Origin of the sequence: Saccharomonospora azurea NA-128 (genome assembly GCF_000231055.2) — a bacterium.
GTDB lineage: Bacteria > Actinomycetota > Actinomycetes > Mycobacteriales > Pseudonocardiaceae > Saccharomonospora > Saccharomonospora azurea.
The window spans coordinates 2353164-2367917 of sequence record NZ_CM001466.1; the positions used below are offsets into that span (position 1 = coordinate 2353164).

General features: G+C 70.9%; 13 protein-coding genes and 1 pseudogene. 5 read left to right on the plus strand and 9 right to left on the minus strand.

Annotated features, from left to right (window positions below):
* A pseudogene (locus SACAZDRAFT_RS23370) lies at positions 1-309 on the minus strand (hypothetical protein); the annotation flags it as partial.
* A gap of 29 nt (positions 310-338) precedes the next feature.
* Positions 339-1142, minus strand: a complete 804-nt coding sequence (locus SACAZDRAFT_RS10375; RefSeq protein ID WP_005441336.1) for a TrmH family RNA methyltransferase — start codon at positions 1140-1142, stop codon at positions 339-341.
* 233 nt (positions 1143-1375) lie between these two features.
* On the opposite strand from SACAZDRAFT_RS10375, the gene SACAZDRAFT_RS10380 reads away from it, so the two are divergent.
* Both SACAZDRAFT_RS10380 and SACAZDRAFT_RS10385 read left to right on the plus strand, forming a co-directional pair.
* A complete protein-coding gene (locus SACAZDRAFT_RS10380; RefSeq protein ID WP_005441337.1) occupies positions 1376-2872 on the plus strand; it encodes a glutamate-cysteine ligase family protein in 1497 nt (498 codons plus the stop codon).
* A 165-nt stretch (positions 2873-3037) separates the two neighbouring features.
* Complete coding sequence (locus tag SACAZDRAFT_RS10385) at positions 3038-3661, plus strand: superoxide dismutase (RefSeq protein ID WP_005441339.1); 624 nt, start codon at positions 3038-3040, stop codon at positions 3659-3661.
* 122 nt (positions 3662-3783) lie between these two features.
* Here SACAZDRAFT_RS10385 and SACAZDRAFT_RS10390 read toward each other — a convergent pair whose 3' ends face one another.
* The 4 genes from SACAZDRAFT_RS10390 to SACAZDRAFT_RS10405 are packed head-to-tail and all read right to left on the minus strand — an operon-like array spanning position 3784 to position 7093.
* Positions 3784-5112, minus strand: coding sequence for an MFS transporter (locus tag SACAZDRAFT_RS10390; protein ID WP_005441340.1), 1329 nt, complete (start codon positions 5110-5112; stop codon positions 3784-3786).
* Positions 5113-5148: 36 nt separating this feature from the next.
* Entirely contained in the window at positions 5149-5583 is a 435-nt protein-coding gene (locus tag SACAZDRAFT_RS10395) for a MarR family winged helix-turn-helix transcriptional regulator (protein ID WP_005447358.1), read from the minus strand.
* A 56-nt stretch (positions 5584-5639) separates the two neighbouring features.
* Complete coding sequence (locus tag SACAZDRAFT_RS10400) at positions 5640-6392, minus strand: isocitrate lyase/PEP mutase family protein (RefSeq protein WP_005441342.1); 753 nt, start codon at positions 6390-6392, stop codon at positions 5640-5642.
* Positions 6389-7093: a hypothetical protein gene (locus SACAZDRAFT_RS10405; protein WP_005441343.1), complete on the minus strand. Its 705-nt coding sequence runs from the start codon at positions 7091-7093 to the stop codon at positions 6389-6391. The genes SACAZDRAFT_RS10400 and SACAZDRAFT_RS10405 overlap by 4 nt, the downstream gene beginning before the upstream one ends.
* A 65-nt stretch (positions 7094-7158) precedes the next feature.
* Between SACAZDRAFT_RS10405 and SACAZDRAFT_RS10410 the strand changes: the two genes are divergently transcribed.
* Entirely contained in the window at positions 7159-7872 is a 714-nt protein-coding gene (locus tag SACAZDRAFT_RS10410) for an ArsR/SmtB family transcription factor (RefSeq protein ID WP_005441344.1), read from the plus strand.
* Positions 7873-8009: 137 nt separating this feature from the next.
* On the opposite strand, the gene SACAZDRAFT_RS10415 is transcribed toward SACAZDRAFT_RS10410, so the two are convergent.
* Positions 8010-9476 carry an NCS2 family permease gene (locus SACAZDRAFT_RS10415; RefSeq protein ID WP_005441345.1) on the minus strand — a complete coding sequence of 489 codons (1467 nt, stop codon included), beginning with the start codon at positions 9474-9476 and terminating at the stop codon, positions 8010-8012.
* Between the two features lie 115 nt (positions 9477-9591).
* Here SACAZDRAFT_RS10415 and SACAZDRAFT_RS10420 point away from each other — a divergent pair, with 115 nt between their 5' ends.
* Entirely contained in the window at positions 9592-9795 is a 204-nt protein-coding gene (locus tag SACAZDRAFT_RS10420; RefSeq protein WP_005441347.1) for a DUF2530 domain-containing protein, read from the plus strand.
* A gap of 36 nt (positions 9796-9831) precedes the next feature.
* On the opposite strand, the gene SACAZDRAFT_RS10425 is transcribed toward SACAZDRAFT_RS10420, so the two are convergent.
* A complete protein-coding gene (locus SACAZDRAFT_RS10425) occupies positions 9832-12708 on the minus strand; it encodes a sacsin N-terminal ATP-binding-like domain-containing protein (protein WP_005441348.1) in 2877 nt (958 codons plus the stop codon).
* Positions 12709-13632: a DUF3027 domain-containing protein gene (locus SACAZDRAFT_RS10430; protein WP_005441350.1), complete on the minus strand. Its 924-nt coding sequence runs from the start codon at positions 13630-13632 to the stop codon at positions 12709-12711.
* Positions 13633-13696: 64 nt separating this feature from the next.
* Here SACAZDRAFT_RS10430 and SACAZDRAFT_RS10435 point away from each other — a divergent pair, with 64 nt between their 5' ends.
* Positions 13697-14539 (plus strand): glutaminyl-peptide cyclotransferase, encoded by an 843-nt coding sequence (locus SACAZDRAFT_RS10435; protein WP_005441359.1) that lies wholly within the window; start codon positions 13697-13699, stop codon positions 14537-14539.
* The last annotated feature ends 215 nt before the right edge of the window (positions 14540-14754 follow it).

A 14754-nucleotide genomic window follows, 5' to 3' on the forward strand; every position in this document is an offset into this window, starting at 1 on the left:
GTCGAGTGCGTCGGCGAGCTCGGCGCCGACCAGCTCGTCGAGGCGGAGCGCGTCGGTGCCACCGGGGTGCTCGGGGTCGTCGGCGTCCCCGCGCCCTTCGGCGATCACGGTGACGGTGACTTCGCCGGCATCGTCGGCAGCGCCGGCGACGCGGACACTGCGGGCATCGGTGACCTCGCGGGACTCGCCGACGGCACCGGGGCTCGCGGCGTCCTCGGTGGACCCGGCGTCGGCGTTCCCGTCGGCGTGCCGCACCACGCCGACGATCACGACGTGGCCGTCACGGACCAACAGCTCGGCTTCATTCACACCCGTTCACCCGCGCTTCTTCTCGCACCTCACCTCGTCAGCTCGTAGAACGCAACAGCAGCCGCCGTGGCGACGTTGAGCGAGTCCACGCCGGACGCCATCGGGATGCGCACCGCCGTGTCGGCGGCGTCGAGGGCCGACTGCGACAGGCCGTGCCCCTCCGAGCCGAGCAGCAACGCGATCCGGCCGGTCCCGGCCGCGCACACGTCGCGCAACGCTACCGCGTCGGCGCGGGGAGTGAGAGCGGCCACGCGAAACCCTCGGCGCCGCAGGTCCGACAGCGAGTCGGGCCAGACGACGTCGGACGTGAAGGGCACCCGCAGCACGTGTCCCATCGACACCCGGACGCTCCGCCGGTACAGCGGGTCGGCGCACCCCGGCCCCACCAGGACCCCGTCGACGCCGAACGCGGCGGCGTTGCGGAACATCGCGCCGAGATTCTCGTGGTCGTTGACGCCCTCCAGGACGGCGAGCACGGTCGAGGAGTCGGCGACGTCGTCGAACGTCGGCGCGGGAGCCCGGTCCGCGACCGCCAGGACACCTCGGTTGAGGTGGAAACCCACGACGTCGGACATGGTCGACGCCGACGTGACGTAGACGGGCGCGTCGACGTCGGCGAGGCGGTCGCCGAGTTCGTCGAGCTTGCGCCGCACACCGAGCACCGCGCGCAGCGGATACGGCGACTCCAGCAGCCGTCGCACGACCGCGGCTCCCTCGGCGATGACCAACCCGCGCCCGCCGGGTCGATCGGGTCGGCGGTCGGCGGTCGTCAGGTCGCGGAAGTCGTCCAGGCGCGGGTCCGCCGCGTCGGCGATCTCGATCAGCTTCGCCACGCACCGGAGTGTCGCACTCCTCCTTCTCGACAGGAGTCGGTGCTCCGAATGCTGGGTAGCCCGGTCGTACGAACGGGCGTGATCGTGCGCAGAGTTAACCGGGGGTGACGGAGTGCACCGTTTTGGCCGCTAGTCGCGATCACGTGGGTGTGTCAACGTTGCCGCCTGGCAAGGGGTCAACGCCAAGGCGTTCGGGTGAGCCGAGGCCGGACAGAAGAAGGAAACGACATCCCATGGGCAAGGACGTGTCACCGGACGCCGTCACCCCGAGGGACAGGGGGCGCTACCGCCGCAAGGTGCAACGCTGCCTGGACACTCTGGCGCGCATGCTCTCCGACGGCAGTTTCACGTTCCCGCGCAAGCACATCGGACTCGAGGTCGAACTGAACCTCGTCGGCGAGGACATGCAGCCCTCGATGTCCAACACCGCCGTGCTGGCCGCACTCGACGACGACGCCTTCACCACGGAGCTGTCGCAGCACAACATCGAGCTCAACGTGCCTCCGTGCCCACTCGACGGCACCTCCGCGCTGGAGCTGGAGGCGATGCTCGACGGCTACCTCGACAAAGCGCACCGGAAGGCCGACGAGGCGGGCGCGCTCGTCGCGATGATCGGCGTGCTGCCCACCCTGCAGTCGGAGCACTTCGACCAGAAGTGGCTCACCAACAGCGCGCGCTACTCGCTGCTCAACGACGAGATCCTCGCCTCGCGCGGGGAGAAGCCGCTGTTGTCGCTGGAGGGCGTCGGCCTGCCCGACCGGACACCGGAGCGGCTGCGCTCGTTCGCGCAGTCGATCCTGCCGGAGGCGGCGTGCACGTCGGTGCAGCTGCATCTACAGGTGGCGCCGGAGGAGTTCGCCGCGCACTGGAACGCCGCCCAGTGCCTCGCGGGGGTGCAGGTGGCGCTCGGCGCCAACTCCCCGTTCCTGCTCGGCAAGGCGCTGTGGCACGAGACGCGCATTCCGCTGTTCCTGCAGGCGACCGACACGCGCCCCGAGGAGTTGAAGAACCAGGGTGTCCGGCCGCGGGTGTGGTTCGGCGAACGGTGGATCACGTCGATCTTCGACCTGTTCGAGGAGAACGTGCGCTACTTCCCCGGGCTGCTGCCGGAGACCGACGACCAGGATCCGATGGAGGCGCTGGAGTCGGGCGAGGTGCCGAGGCTGACGGAGCTGCGCCTGCACAACGGCACGGTGTGGCGCTGGAACCGCCCCGTGTACGACGTGGTGGACGGTCGCCCGCACCTGCGGGTGGAGAACCGCGTGCTGCCCGCGGGCCCGACCGTGGTCGACATGGTGGCCAACGCCGCGTTCTTCTACGGCGCTCAGCGGGCGCTCGCGGAACAGGAACGGCCAGTGTGGACACAGATGTCGTTCCAGGCCGCGGAGGAGAACCTCTACGCCGGAGCCCGCAACGGATTCGACGCCCATCTGTACTGGCCGGGCATCGGTTGGATCCCGCCGGACGAGCTCGCGTTGCGCGTGCTGCTGCCGCTGGCGCGGGAGGGCCTGCGCAGTTCCGACGTCGCCGACGAGGTCGCCGACCGCTATCTCGGAGTCATCGAGCAACGGTGTGTGAGGCAACGCACCGGCAGTGTCTGGCAGCGCGACACCGTGGTGCGGGCCGAGGAACGCGGTATGGACCGGGAGGCCGCACTGGCCCACATGATGGCCCGCTACCTGGAACTGTCGCGGTCCGGCGAGCCCGTGCACTCGTGGCCGGTCGACTGACGAGCACCTTTCGTGGATGTGTTGGTGGGCACACCGTCTTGACCTCTACCTAACTCCACTTTGCAAGGTCAACTTCGTCACGCCCCGGTTAGCCTGCCCCAGTAGTGGCTACTAGGTTGGGCATCGACGCAAAGGCTTCCGTTCGCGAGATACGAAGGAGGGCTTATGCCCACGTACGAGCTTCCCGACCTCGATTACGACTACGGTGCCCTCGAGCCGCACATCTCCGGCGAGATCAACGAGCTGCACCACAGCAAGCACCACCAGACCTACGTCAACGGTGCGAACCAGACGCTGGAGAAGCTGGCCGCCGCGCGGGAGGCGAACGACTTCTCCTCCATCGTCGGCCTGGAGACCACGCTGGCCTTCAACCTGGCCGGCCACGCCAACCACGTCGTGTGGTGGAAGATCCTCTCGCCCAACGGCGGCGACAAGCCGACCGGCGAGCTGGCCGCCGCGATCGACGAGGCGTTCGGCTCCTTCGACAAGTTCAAGGCGCAGTTCACCGCGGTCTGCACCACCATCCAGGGCAACGGCTGGGGTGCGCTGTCGTGGGACCCGATCGGCAAGACGCTGATCACGCAGCAGCTGCGGGACCACCACAACAACCTCATCCTGCCGACCACGCCGATCCTGCTGGTCGACGTGTGGGAGCACGCGTTCTACCTGCAGTACAAGAACGTGAAGCCCGACTACGTCAACGCCCTGTGGAACGTGTTCGACTGGGCGGAGATCGGCAGGCGCTTCGAGGACGCCCGCGCCGGCCGCAACGGCCTGCTGCTGGGCTGACCTGATCGGTCGACCCGCTGAGACGAACGAGGCCCCGCACCGACCGGTGCGGGGCCTCGTTTCGTTTCCCGAACTGACTGCCACTCCCACCACGAAGCGACGTGACTGAGGTTAGCCTAACCTCATCCTGCGGGCAAGGGCTGGGTGCCACCGATTCGTTCCCGTGCCCGCAGCGCCAGGTATCCACACACCAGCGCCGCCGCGAGCGCGACAGCGCCACCGATGTAGAACGGCGAGCGCCCCCCGAACGTCTCGGCCATCCACCCCGTCAGGGGCCCGCCGATCGGGTTGCCTCCCATCAACACGAGGACGTACAGGCCCATCACCCGGCCCCGCATCTGCGCGCTGACCGTCGTCTGCACCAGCGCGTTGGCCGTGGTGAGGAACGTGATCGTGGCGAAGCCCAACGGCACGAGCGCCAGCCCGAACGTCAGGTACGTGGGCATGAACGCGCCGATGAACTCCAGCGCCCCGAGCGCCGCGGCCGACATCAGGAGCAGCCGCAGGCTCGGCCCTCCCCGGCTGCCCCGACGTGCCGCGACGAGCGCGCCGGTGAACGTGCCGACCGCCAGGAGCGTGGAGAGCATCCCGTAGCCGTCGGCCTCGGTGCCGAAGACGTTGGCCGACACGATCGCCAACGACGTGAAGAACGTGATGCCGAACGTGCTCACGAAGAACACCAGCACCATCACGGTCATCAGGTCGGGCCTGCTGCGCACGTACCGCAGTCCCTCGCGCAGCTGCCCCTTGGCGCGGGCGACGGCGGGCGCGCGATACAGCTCGGTCGGGTTCATCAACGCCAGCCCCGCGATCACGGCGATCGTGCTCGCGGCGTTGGCGACGAACAACCAACCCGTGCCCACCAGCACGATCGCGAAACCCGCGATGGCGGGCCCCACGATGCGGGCCAGGTTGAAGATCGACGAGTTCAGCGCCACCGCGTTGGCGGCCTGGTCGCGGCCCACCATCTCGGAGACGAACGACTGCCGTGTGGGCACTTCCAGCGCCGACAGCGTGCCGAGCACGAACGCCAGCGTGTACACCTGCCAGAGCTGCGCGGTCCCGCTCAGCACCAGAAGACCCAGCGCGAGCGCCTGAACCGCGACGCCGGTCTGGATGCCGATGAGGAGCTTGCGCTTGTCGACGCGGTCGGCGAGCACACCCGCCCACAGCGACAACAGCACCGTCGGCATGAACTGCAACGCGACGGCGATACCCAGTGCCACGGGGTCGTAGCCACTGAGCTCGAACACCAGCCAGTCCTGGGCGATGCGCTGCATCCAGGTGCCGATGTTGGAGATGATCTGTCCGCCGAAGAACAGGCGGTAGTTGCGAACCTTGAGAGACGCGAACGTGCCCCGCGATCGTTCGTCGGCGGGGCGCGGCGGTGGGGGTGAATCGGGGATAGCGGGCTGTTTCCGTGTGGTCGCTTCGCTACCCGTGATAGTCACGCGGTGAAGTCGCCTCCTGTCAACGCATGACGGCGTCTAGCCGTGTCTTGCCATGCGATCGATGATTTCCGCTGCCTCGGAGAGCACATGGCGCTCCTCGTCGCTCAACTCGGCCAACCGCTGGTCCAGCCAGGCCTCCCGGCGGGAGATCGTCGCGAGCACGTAGTCGTGCCCCTCCTCGGTGAGCGTGACGATCGCCTGCCTGCCGTCGGTGGGATGCGGGCTGCGCACCACGAAGGACATCTCCTCCAGTGCGGCGATGACCCGCGTCATCGACGGCGGCTGCACCCCTTCCCGGGTGGCCAGCTGTCCCGGCGTCATCGGCCCGCATTTGTGCAGGGTCGACAAAGCCGAGATCTGCGTGAGCGACAGGTCGGTACTGGCTCGCTGTGCCCGCAGCCTGCGGTTCAGCCGAACGACGGCCAGCCTCAGGCGGCTCGCAAGCGATCGTTCGTCAGCAGTTTCCGACACATCCTTAGCATACCTCACGATTGGCCTTCCCTACCCGTTCAGCGGTGAGACGGCCGTCATGATCGCAGGCCGGTGGAAGGCCCTTCTCCGCGTGTGCCGGACACCAGCTCGGTGACGAGGTCGACCGCGGCCCGTCGAGCGGCCCGGTAGAGCTGGGAGCCCGTGCTGATGCGCTTCACCCCGAGGGCCGCCGACCTCGCCACCGGGAGCCCACCCGGATACCAGAGCACGTTCAGCGGCACCCCGACTCCGTCGACGAGCGCGGCGACCTCGACGGCCGTCAGCTCCCCGGGGACGAAGATCCCGTCCGCCCCGGCACGGCGGTACCGCGCGGCTCTCCGCAATGTCGCGTCGACCGTCCGGTCCGCTCCGACCCAGTAGGTGTCCACGCGCGCGTTGACGTACAGCCACGGCACGCGCTCCTTCACCGCCGCGACCTTCTCCGCATGCCGCCCCACGTCGGCGAGCCGGGTCGGATCGGCGCTGTCCTCCAGGTTGATGCCCACCGCGCCCAGGCCGGCCAGCAGCGCCGCCAGCTCGGCGACCTCGCCGGGGTCGTCACTGAACCCGTTCTCCACGTCCACGGTGAGCAGGCACGGCAGTCGAGCGAGCCGGCGAACGAGAGCCACCACGTGCTCCCGGGTTCGTCCCGTGCCGTCGGGCACGCCCACCGCCGACGCGATCCCGAAGCTGGTCGTGCCCAGCGCCCGGAACCCGGCCTCCACCAGTGCCGACGCCGACCCGACGTCCCACACGTTGGGCAGCAGCAGCGGCGCCGCACCGTGATGGAGCGCGTGGAATTCGTTCACCGGCCCTCCTCCCACAACCGCTCGACGGCCCCGCACGCGACGGCGACCGCGTGTCCCCTTCCGGGACACGCATGCACGCCCGCGCCGAACGGAAGGTCCGCAGCGGCGAGATCCACCAGCACCTCCACGCCGTCCCTGCCCACCCGACGAGTAGCCCTCACCGGCGGATCCGCACGCAGTACGTGAGCCACGACGTCCTCCGCCGACCCACGCCTGCCGCGAGCCGCCGCCCGACATCGGCTGACCAGCAGGGCCGTCGCCTCGCACGCCTGCACGAGCACACCGATCAACGCCGCCGCGCGCTCGTCCGCTCGGCCACCACACGCCGTCACCAGACGCCGCACAGCCTCGTCTGCTTCCTCCGACGCACCGGTATGCGGTTGGTAGTACTGCGCGACGGCCACGACGTCACCCGGATCCACCCGCAGGTCCAGCGCGGACGCCAGGACCTGGACCACCAACGTCGCCGGTTCGCCCTCCGCCTGCCGTGCGCGTTCGCGCAGCTCCTCCGGGTCGAGCTCACGGAGGATCGCGGCGACCGCGGCACGCCTGCGGCGATGGGCGGTTCCGGTACTGAAGCGCGCCACGGTCGCGCGCAACCACTCCAGTCCGACCGCCGTACCGCCCGGCACACGCGGCACCACGTAGCGACGGTCGCTCAGCAGCCGGGCCACCGTCCCCGGCTCGTTCACGATGTCCATGCCGGGAACGCTAGGCGCGGAACGGTTCGGTGCCCGCCGAAACGTCGCGGGGGCAGAATCGTGGAATGGCATACCACGCCGACCTGGCAGCGATGGCGTCGCTGCTGGCCGACCGTACGCGCGCCCGGTTCTGCGCGACACTGCTCGACGGTCGCGCGTGGACGGCCGGAGAACTCGCCGGCGACGCCGGGGTCTCCCCGGCCACCGCGAGCGAGCACCTGACACGGCTGGTGGAGGCCGGTCTGCTCGTCGAACGCAGGCAGGGGCGGCACCGCTACGTCCAACTCGCCGGGCCCCACGTGGCCGACCTGATCGAGAGCCTCGTCGCGCACGCCCGTCTCGCAGCGACTCCCCGTCGCCCACCGCGAGGTCTCCGCGCCGTCACCGCCTCGACCGCACTCGCGCGGGGCCGCACCTGCTACGACCACCTCGCCGGAACACTCGGTGTCGCGCTGACCGACGCGCTGGCCGCACGCGGGCTCATCGAGGTGACCCTCGGCTGTTCACTCACCGAGGAGGGCACCCTGTGGTTCGCCGACGCGCTGGGCGTCATGCCGACCGACCTGCGCCGCACAGGCAGGCCCGTGGCGAAAGCCTGCCTGGACTGGACGGAACGTCGCACCCACCTCGCGGGCGCGGCGGGAGCACACCTCTGCCGGTCGCTGCTGGCCCGCCGTTGGGTGAAGCGCATCGGTACCGGACGTGCCGTGCGGCTCACTCCCGAGGGCCGCCAGGCGCTGACGGCTCTGCTCGGGGTCGACCTCGACCCCGCCCGCTGACCAACCGACGTGTCGGCGTGTCCGCGCCCTGTGCACGCGTGTCCGCAGTCCGCGTACGGAACTCGGCCCTTCAGAGGCCCAGCGGGCGTACGGCAACTGCGGACACGCGTGCGTGAGTCGCGGACACGATGTCGGGGTCAGCCCAGGGCCTGGCGGATCGGCTCGATGGCGAAGTACACGACGAAGGCGGCCGAGGTGACCCACATGAGCGGGTGCACCTGACGCGCCTTGCCGGTGACCGACTGAATGAGCACGTAGCTGACGAAGCCCGCACCGATGCCGTTCGAGATGGAGTAGGTGAACGGCATGATGACGATCGTCAGGAACGCGGGCAGCGCCACCGCGAAGTCCCTGAAGTCGATCTCGGCGATCTGCCGGACCATCATCGCGCCCACGACCACCAGCGCCGCCGCGGCGGCCTCGATGGGCACCGCCTGGTACAGCGGGGTGAAGAACATGGCCGCGATGAACAGCAGCCCGGTGACGACGTTCGCGAGCCCCGTCCGCGCGCCCTCACCGATTCCGGCGGCCGACTCCACGAAGATCGTGTTGGAGCTCGCCGAGGCCGCACCGCCGGCGACGGCGCCCACGGAGTCGACGAACAGCCCCTTGCCGACGTTGGGCAGCTTCCCGTCCTTGTCCACGAGCCGGGCCTCGTGACCGAGGCCGGTCATCGTGCCGATCGTGTCGAAGAAGTCGGTGAGCACGAGCGTGAACACCAGCAGCGCCGCGGTGATCGCCGGGACCTGCACCCACGCGTCGAAGTTGAAGGCCCCCACCAGTGAGAGGTCGGGCAGGTCGAAGATCGCGTCGGGAAGCGCCGGGTACCCCAGGTTCCAGCCCTTCGGGTCGACGCCCTGGGACGGCCCCGCGTGCACGATGGCCTCGATCACGATGGAGAGCACCGTGCCGGCCAGCACGCCGATCAGGATGGCGCCCTTGACGCCGCGGGCCACCAGGACGCCCATGAGGATCAGCGTCACCACGAACACGAAGGTCGGCCACGAGGCGATCGAGCCGTCGATGCCCAGCTGCACGGGCACCGTGGTGCCCGCCGCGTCGGGGATGCGTCGCACGAAGCCCGCGTCCACGAGCCCCACGATCGCGATGAACAGGCCGATGCCGACCGCGATGCTCGCCTTGAGGTGCTGTGGCACGGCGTTGAACACCATGGTCCGTACCCCGGTGACCACCAACAACAGCACGACGATGCCGTTGACGACCACGAGCCCCATGGCGGCGGGCCAGGTCATCTGCGGGGCGATGGACACCGCGACGAGAGTGTTGATGCCGAGCCCGGCGGCGATCGCGAAGGGATAGTTCGCGACGATGCCCATCAGGATCGTCATGACGCCCGCGACCAGCGCCGTCACCGCGGTGACCTGGTCGACCGGGAGGATCGCCCCGGTCATGTCCTTCGCCGCGCCCGGGTCGTCCGCCGAGTAGCTGCCGAGGATGAGCGGGTTCAGGACGATGATGTAGCCCATCGTCACGAACGTGACCAGTCCACCGCGGACCTCCCGGCCGACGGTGGACCCTCGCTCGCTGATCCGGAAGAACCGATCGAGCGGCGACCGCTGCTTCTCCGCGGTCGTTTCTGACATCGCTCACCTGCTTTGTGTCGTCTTCGGCAGCGGTAGCCTGTCCCTCGTGGACGAACCGAACAACCCACCGGAGATCGAAGGACGGCTTCGTCCTACGCCCGAACTGCCGACGTCAATGGTCAGCCCCTGGATTCCTGTGACCATCGGCACGGTGTCCTGGCTGATCGCCTTCGTCGTGCTGGTGGTCGCCGGTGTCCACGGCGTGTGGCTGTGGACGACCCTGGCGGGCGGCGGGCTCGGCCTGGTGGGCATGGCCATCATGGTCTGGCAGCGCGCCGCGTCCCGCAGAGGGTCGCGTTTTGCACAACGAAACCTTTAGCACAGTCACCGGAAGTTCCCTTACCTGGACGGCACGTCATCCGAGGACGGCGCGCGGGTCGGGGTCGTCGAGGAGCCGCTCCACCAACACGCGGTCGGACCACCGGTTCGCCGACCACGCGAAGGCCCTCGCCAGACCCTCCGGCGAGTCCGAGGCGTGCAGGTCCCCGGAGGTGTCCCGCCACCACGGCACGGGAGTGCCCGCGACGGTGAGCTCGTCGTGGACGACCACTCCGCCTGCGGGAACACCGATGCCCAGCAGGTCCGCGACCTCCACGATGGCGGGGAGTTCGGACCACGCGGCGAAGCTTCCCTCGCCGGCGTCGGCGGCGACGGTGGCTGTAATCTCGTCGGTCTCGTCGGTCTCGTCGCTCGCCAACGGAAGGTCGAGGACGTCGGCGAGCGCGGGCGCGTCGGCGAAGTCGGCCGCGGCGACCAGCCGGTCGGCGGGCCACACCGCGAGCAGCCACGGTGCGTCGAGCACCACAGCGTCGTCCGCGTCACACACCGTGCCCGCGAGCGTGCGGACCTGGTCCGGCGGTTCCACGTCGTCGGGGGGCACGGCGGACAGCGCGCTGTGGGCACGCAGCACCAGACCTGCGGACACGGTGCGCTGCGGGTCGGCCAGCCGCGCACAGAGCAGTTCCGCGTCGTGGGCGGGATCGGTGTCGGCGACGGCGAGTTCGGCGCGCACGCCCACCAGCGCGAGCAGGTTTTCGGGCAGGCCCACGTCGGGCACGGGATCGAACAACCCGGCCAGCTCGGTCGCCGACGGCAATCGCCAATGTCTCGGTGGACGTCCCGCCAGCAGGGCGTGTGCCGACAACCAGTCGCGGAGGCGGTGGTCCGGCGCGGTGAGTACCCGCCACGTGTCCGGCTGCGAGGCGAGGAGCCGGATCGCGCGGGGCCACGCCTCGTCGGCGACGAGGTCGAGATCCGGCACGCTGAGCTCGTCGTCCGGCTCGGGTCCCGCGTCCGGGCCTTCGGAGCCGAGCACGGTGAAGGTGTCGCGCACGCCGCACGCCAGGAGCACCTCGCGGTCCCACCGGCGCGCCGTCTCGGCGTCGAGCACGTCCAGCGGCGCGTCGTCGTCGCCGACGGCGTCGGGGTGCAGAACCTCCAGCAGCGCGGAGTCGGGCAGCACGAGTTCGTCGGCCCGGCGACGTCCCGAGGCCGTCGGCAGCGCCAACGCGCCGAGGCCGGGCGCCCGTCCGGCCGCCGACACCCAGGTCAGCACCGATTCCACCAGCGCGGTCACGTCGAGCCCGGCCATCGTGTCGTCGACGCTGCGGGCGATCGCCTCCACGACGGCGGGAGCGCGGAGCAGCTCGGCCGGTCCCGCCTCCACCGCGCCGAGGCGCCGCAGCAGCGGGTGCACCGCCTCCGGATGCGCGACGTGCAGGCCGGGGATGTCGAGCGCGGCGAGGTCGGTGCCGAGGGCGGCGTCCCCGGCTTCCACGAGCAGCACTCCGCGTGCACCGGGCCACGTCCGCCCGTCGGCGAGCGGCACCGGCAGCGCCCCGAGCTCGTCGAGTTCCACCTCCGCACGGTCGACCACGGCGAGCAGCTCGGTGTACAGGTCCCGCCACCAGGCCGGTGGGCGCTCGATCCCGCCGACCGCCTCGACCAGCTCCCCGATCCCGATGCCGCGTGCGCTCGCGACCTCGGCCGCCCGCACGGCGTCACGGCCGCACAGCGGCGCCGCGACCAGTCCGGGCACCACGTCGGCCAGCAGGGCCACCAGGTGCGGCGCGTCGACGTCCAGCACCCGCGCCCGGCGGCCGGGCAGCAGGCCGGAGGTCGCCGAGGGCAGCCAGTCGTCGTCGGCGAGCCGCTCGACCACGAGGTCGCGCAGCACCCCGTCCACGTCCGACACCGGGAAGTGGGGACGCGGCACGAGCGCGAGCCGGTGCTCGGCGGGCAGCGCTCGGACCAGGCCCGGGTACGCCTCCGCCGCCGCCCGCAGTGCGCGCACGACGTCCGGGGAGTCGGCCGACGCGAGCACTCGCCGCCGCGACGGCTCCATCGGCACGGCGGTGGTGAGCAGCCGCGCGGGCAGGGACAGCCGCTCGTCCGTCGGGGTCGGGGTGTGCAGGACGTCCTCGCCGAGAGGCCGCGGCCGACCGTCCTCACCGATCGGCACGGCCCACGTGCACCCCTGGCCTTGCTGGGTCAGCCAACGCGTGCGCCCGCCGTCGGGGTCGGTGAGCACGACCTCGGCCCCGTCGTCGTGCCGTCGCCAGAGTCGACCCTCGACGTCGATCTCCACCAACCACGGCAGCATCACGAGCACGTCGGCGGCCTCGCGTTCGACGGCGGCGACGTACTCCTGCGCGGCCTGCGCCCCGGCCCGCATGGGCAACCGCACCTCGGTGTCGAACCCGTCCGGCACAGGGGGCTCGTCGGCGGGCAGCGCCCACGGCAACCGCAGGACCGGCACCTCGTCGGCGTCCCACTCCTGCCGGGTGCGCGCTTCGGAGAAGGCCACTCCGCCTGTGCGCGAGACGATCCGGGGTTCACTCGTCACCGCGAGGACGGCGGCGAACCCGACGCCGAACCTCCCCACGGTCACCCCAGGCGCAGCATCGCCATCCGCCTGGTGCCCGCTCGGCTTGCCCGACGCGCGCAACGACGCCAGCGCCGCGATCCCTCTCCGGTCGAGCGGGGCTCCCGTGTTCGCGACCCGCAACTCCCCGTCCACGACCCGCACCCGGAGCCTTCCGGGTGCACCGGCCAGGGCCGCGGCGTCCGCCGCGTTCTGCGCGAGTTCGACGAACACCCGGTCGCGGTACGCACCGACCCGCAGGTCGTGCTCAGCGTGGGTGTCCTCGGTGAACCGGGTCGGAGAGTCGCGCCAGGACCGCAGCACCGCCCGCCGCAGCGCGTCGACGGACTCATCGGGTGACTGCTCCACTCAGGCCGTCTGGTCCGGCTCGGCCCGCGGCGATGCGGCCGCCTCGGCAGAGGCGGCACCGACCTCGGTGGCCTCGGTCGACACGGCGGGCTCCGACTTTTGGGACTCCTGCGACTCCTGCGACGGCTCGCTGTCCTCGGTGTCGGTCGTCTCGGTGGTGCCGATCTCCACCGGCTCGATGTCCAACAGCGAGTCGTCGTACACCAGCTCGGCCACCGGCACCGACGAACTGGTCTCCAGCTCCACCTCGGAGTGCGCTCCGCACCCGAACTCGGCGTGCACGATGTGCCCGTCGGCGGGCGAGATCTCGTTGCCGCACACGCCGAACGCGTTGCGCAACGACCCCGCGAGCTGCAGGTAGAACCCGCACGTGCCGCACGTGGCGGGAGCGCTGCGCGCCATGTCCGACCGGGGACCGAACTCGCCGCGGTGCCAGCGGGTGGCGGCCTCCTCCCGGCCGATCCGCGACATCACCCGCACCCGGCCGAGGCCGATCTCCTTCGTGACCTCCTCGGCCTCGGGGTCGTCGAGGGTCGCGTACGCGGGAGCCAGCCGCGGGTCGTCGGGCTGCGTCGGGAAGATGTCACCGACCCCGAGGTCACCCGGACGCACCCGCCGGGCCCACGGCACCCACCTCGGAGCCACGATCGCGTCCGGGCCGGGCATGAGCACGACCTCGCTGATCGTGACGGGCGCCTCCTCGTCGGCGGTGGCGACCGTCACCGACCACCGCCAGCCGCGGTATCCGGGGAGGGTGGACTCGAAGAGGTGCGTGACCGCGAACGCGTCCTCGCCGACAGCGCCGACGTACTCGCCCACGTTCTCCGCGCCCGCGTCCTCCGCCGCCACCTCGCGTGCCGGCTCGACCGCATCGAGCAGCTTCCTGCGGATCGTGCCGTCGTCGTGCGTGAGCAGCAGCGTCATGCCTCCAATTGTGCAGTACCGAGGCACTACACCGAAGCGGTGGGTTCATGCCAGGGTGGTGCCTGTGCGGGGAGTGATCAAACGGACGAGGAAGGCCGCCGCGACGGTGCTGACCGTGGCGCTCGCCGTGGCGGCGGGAGCGTGCGGGACGGCGCAGGAGGAGACGTCGTCGCAGCGCACCCCCGGCAACGCCGCGAACACCGTGCCCGAGAACTGGACCGTCGAGGTCGTCGACGTCCTGCCCCACGACCCGGAGGCGTTCACCCAGGGACTGGAGATCGTCGGCGACACCCTGTACGAGAGCACGGGCCTCGTCGGCGAGTCGACCGTCCGCAAGGGGCCGCTCGGTGGCGAGCCGACCGTGACCGTGTCGCTTCCCGAACCGCTGTTCGGCGAGGGCATCACGGTCGTCGACTCCCGCGTGTGGCAGCTCACGTGGCGCAGCGGCATCGCCGTCGAGCGCGACCGCGAGACCCTCGCCGAACTCCGCCGCGTGCGCTACGACGGCGAGGGCTGGGGGCTGTGCCACCAGGCCGACGCCGGACGGCTCGTCATGAGCGACGGCTCGCCCACGCTGACGTTCCGCGATCCGCGGGACTTCTCCGTGCTCGGCACCGTGGAGGTCACCGACAGCGGCGTTGCGGTCGACGAGCTCAACGAGCTGGAGTGCGTGGGCGACACCGTGTACGCCAACGTCTGGCACAGCGACGACATCCTGCGCATCGACCCCGAGACCGGGGAGGTCACCGCGCGGATCGACGCCTCGGGACTGCTGACTCCGGAGGAGGCCGCCGACGCCGACGTGCTCAACGGCATCGCGGCGTTCCCGGACTCCGACCGCTTCCTCGTGACGGGCAAGCTGTGGCCGAGGATGTTCGCAGTGAGGTTCGTCCCGACAGGTCCATGACCCGCACGAACGCGGGCTCGGTACGGCAGGATTGGTCTATGCGTTCCGGTCGCGGCGGTAGGCGGAAGTGGACGCCCGACAAGCGGGCGAGTGAGCCTTCGCACGACTCCACGCGAACACGGCGCACCACGCCGCCACCGACGCGGGCGTACCCGCCCGCCGGTGGCACCCCGACGGCCGACGAGGCCCCGACCGGCGCGGTCCCCGTGTCCCCG

Coding starts and splice junctions, on each gene's coding strand:
- SACAZDRAFT_RS10380 (WP_005441337.1), top strand. CDS start 1,376: ATGGGCAAGGACGTGTCACCGGACGCCGTCACCCCGAGGGACAGGGGG.
- SACAZDRAFT_RS10385 (WP_005441339.1), top strand. CDS start 3,038: ATGCCCACGTACGAGCTTCCCGACCTCGATTACGACTACGGTGCCCTC.
- SACAZDRAFT_RS10405 (WP_005441343.1), bottom strand. CDS start 7,093: ATGGACATCGTGAACGAGCCGGGGACGGTGGCCCGGCTGCTGAGCGAC.
- SACAZDRAFT_RS10410 (WP_005441344.1), top strand. CDS start 7,159: ATGGCATACCACGCCGACCTGGCAGCGATGGCGTCGCTGCTGGCCGAC.
- SACAZDRAFT_RS10415 (WP_005441345.1), bottom strand. CDS start 9,476: ATGTCAGAAACGACCGCGGAGAAGCAGCGGTCGCCGCTCGATCGGTTC.
- SACAZDRAFT_RS10420 (WP_005441347.1), top strand. CDS start 9,592: ATGGTCAGCCCCTGGATTCCTGTGACCATCGGCACGGTGTCCTGGCTG.
- SACAZDRAFT_RS10430 (WP_005441350.1), bottom strand. CDS start 13,632: ATGACGCTGCTGCTCACGCACGACGACGGCACGATCCGCAGGAAGCTG.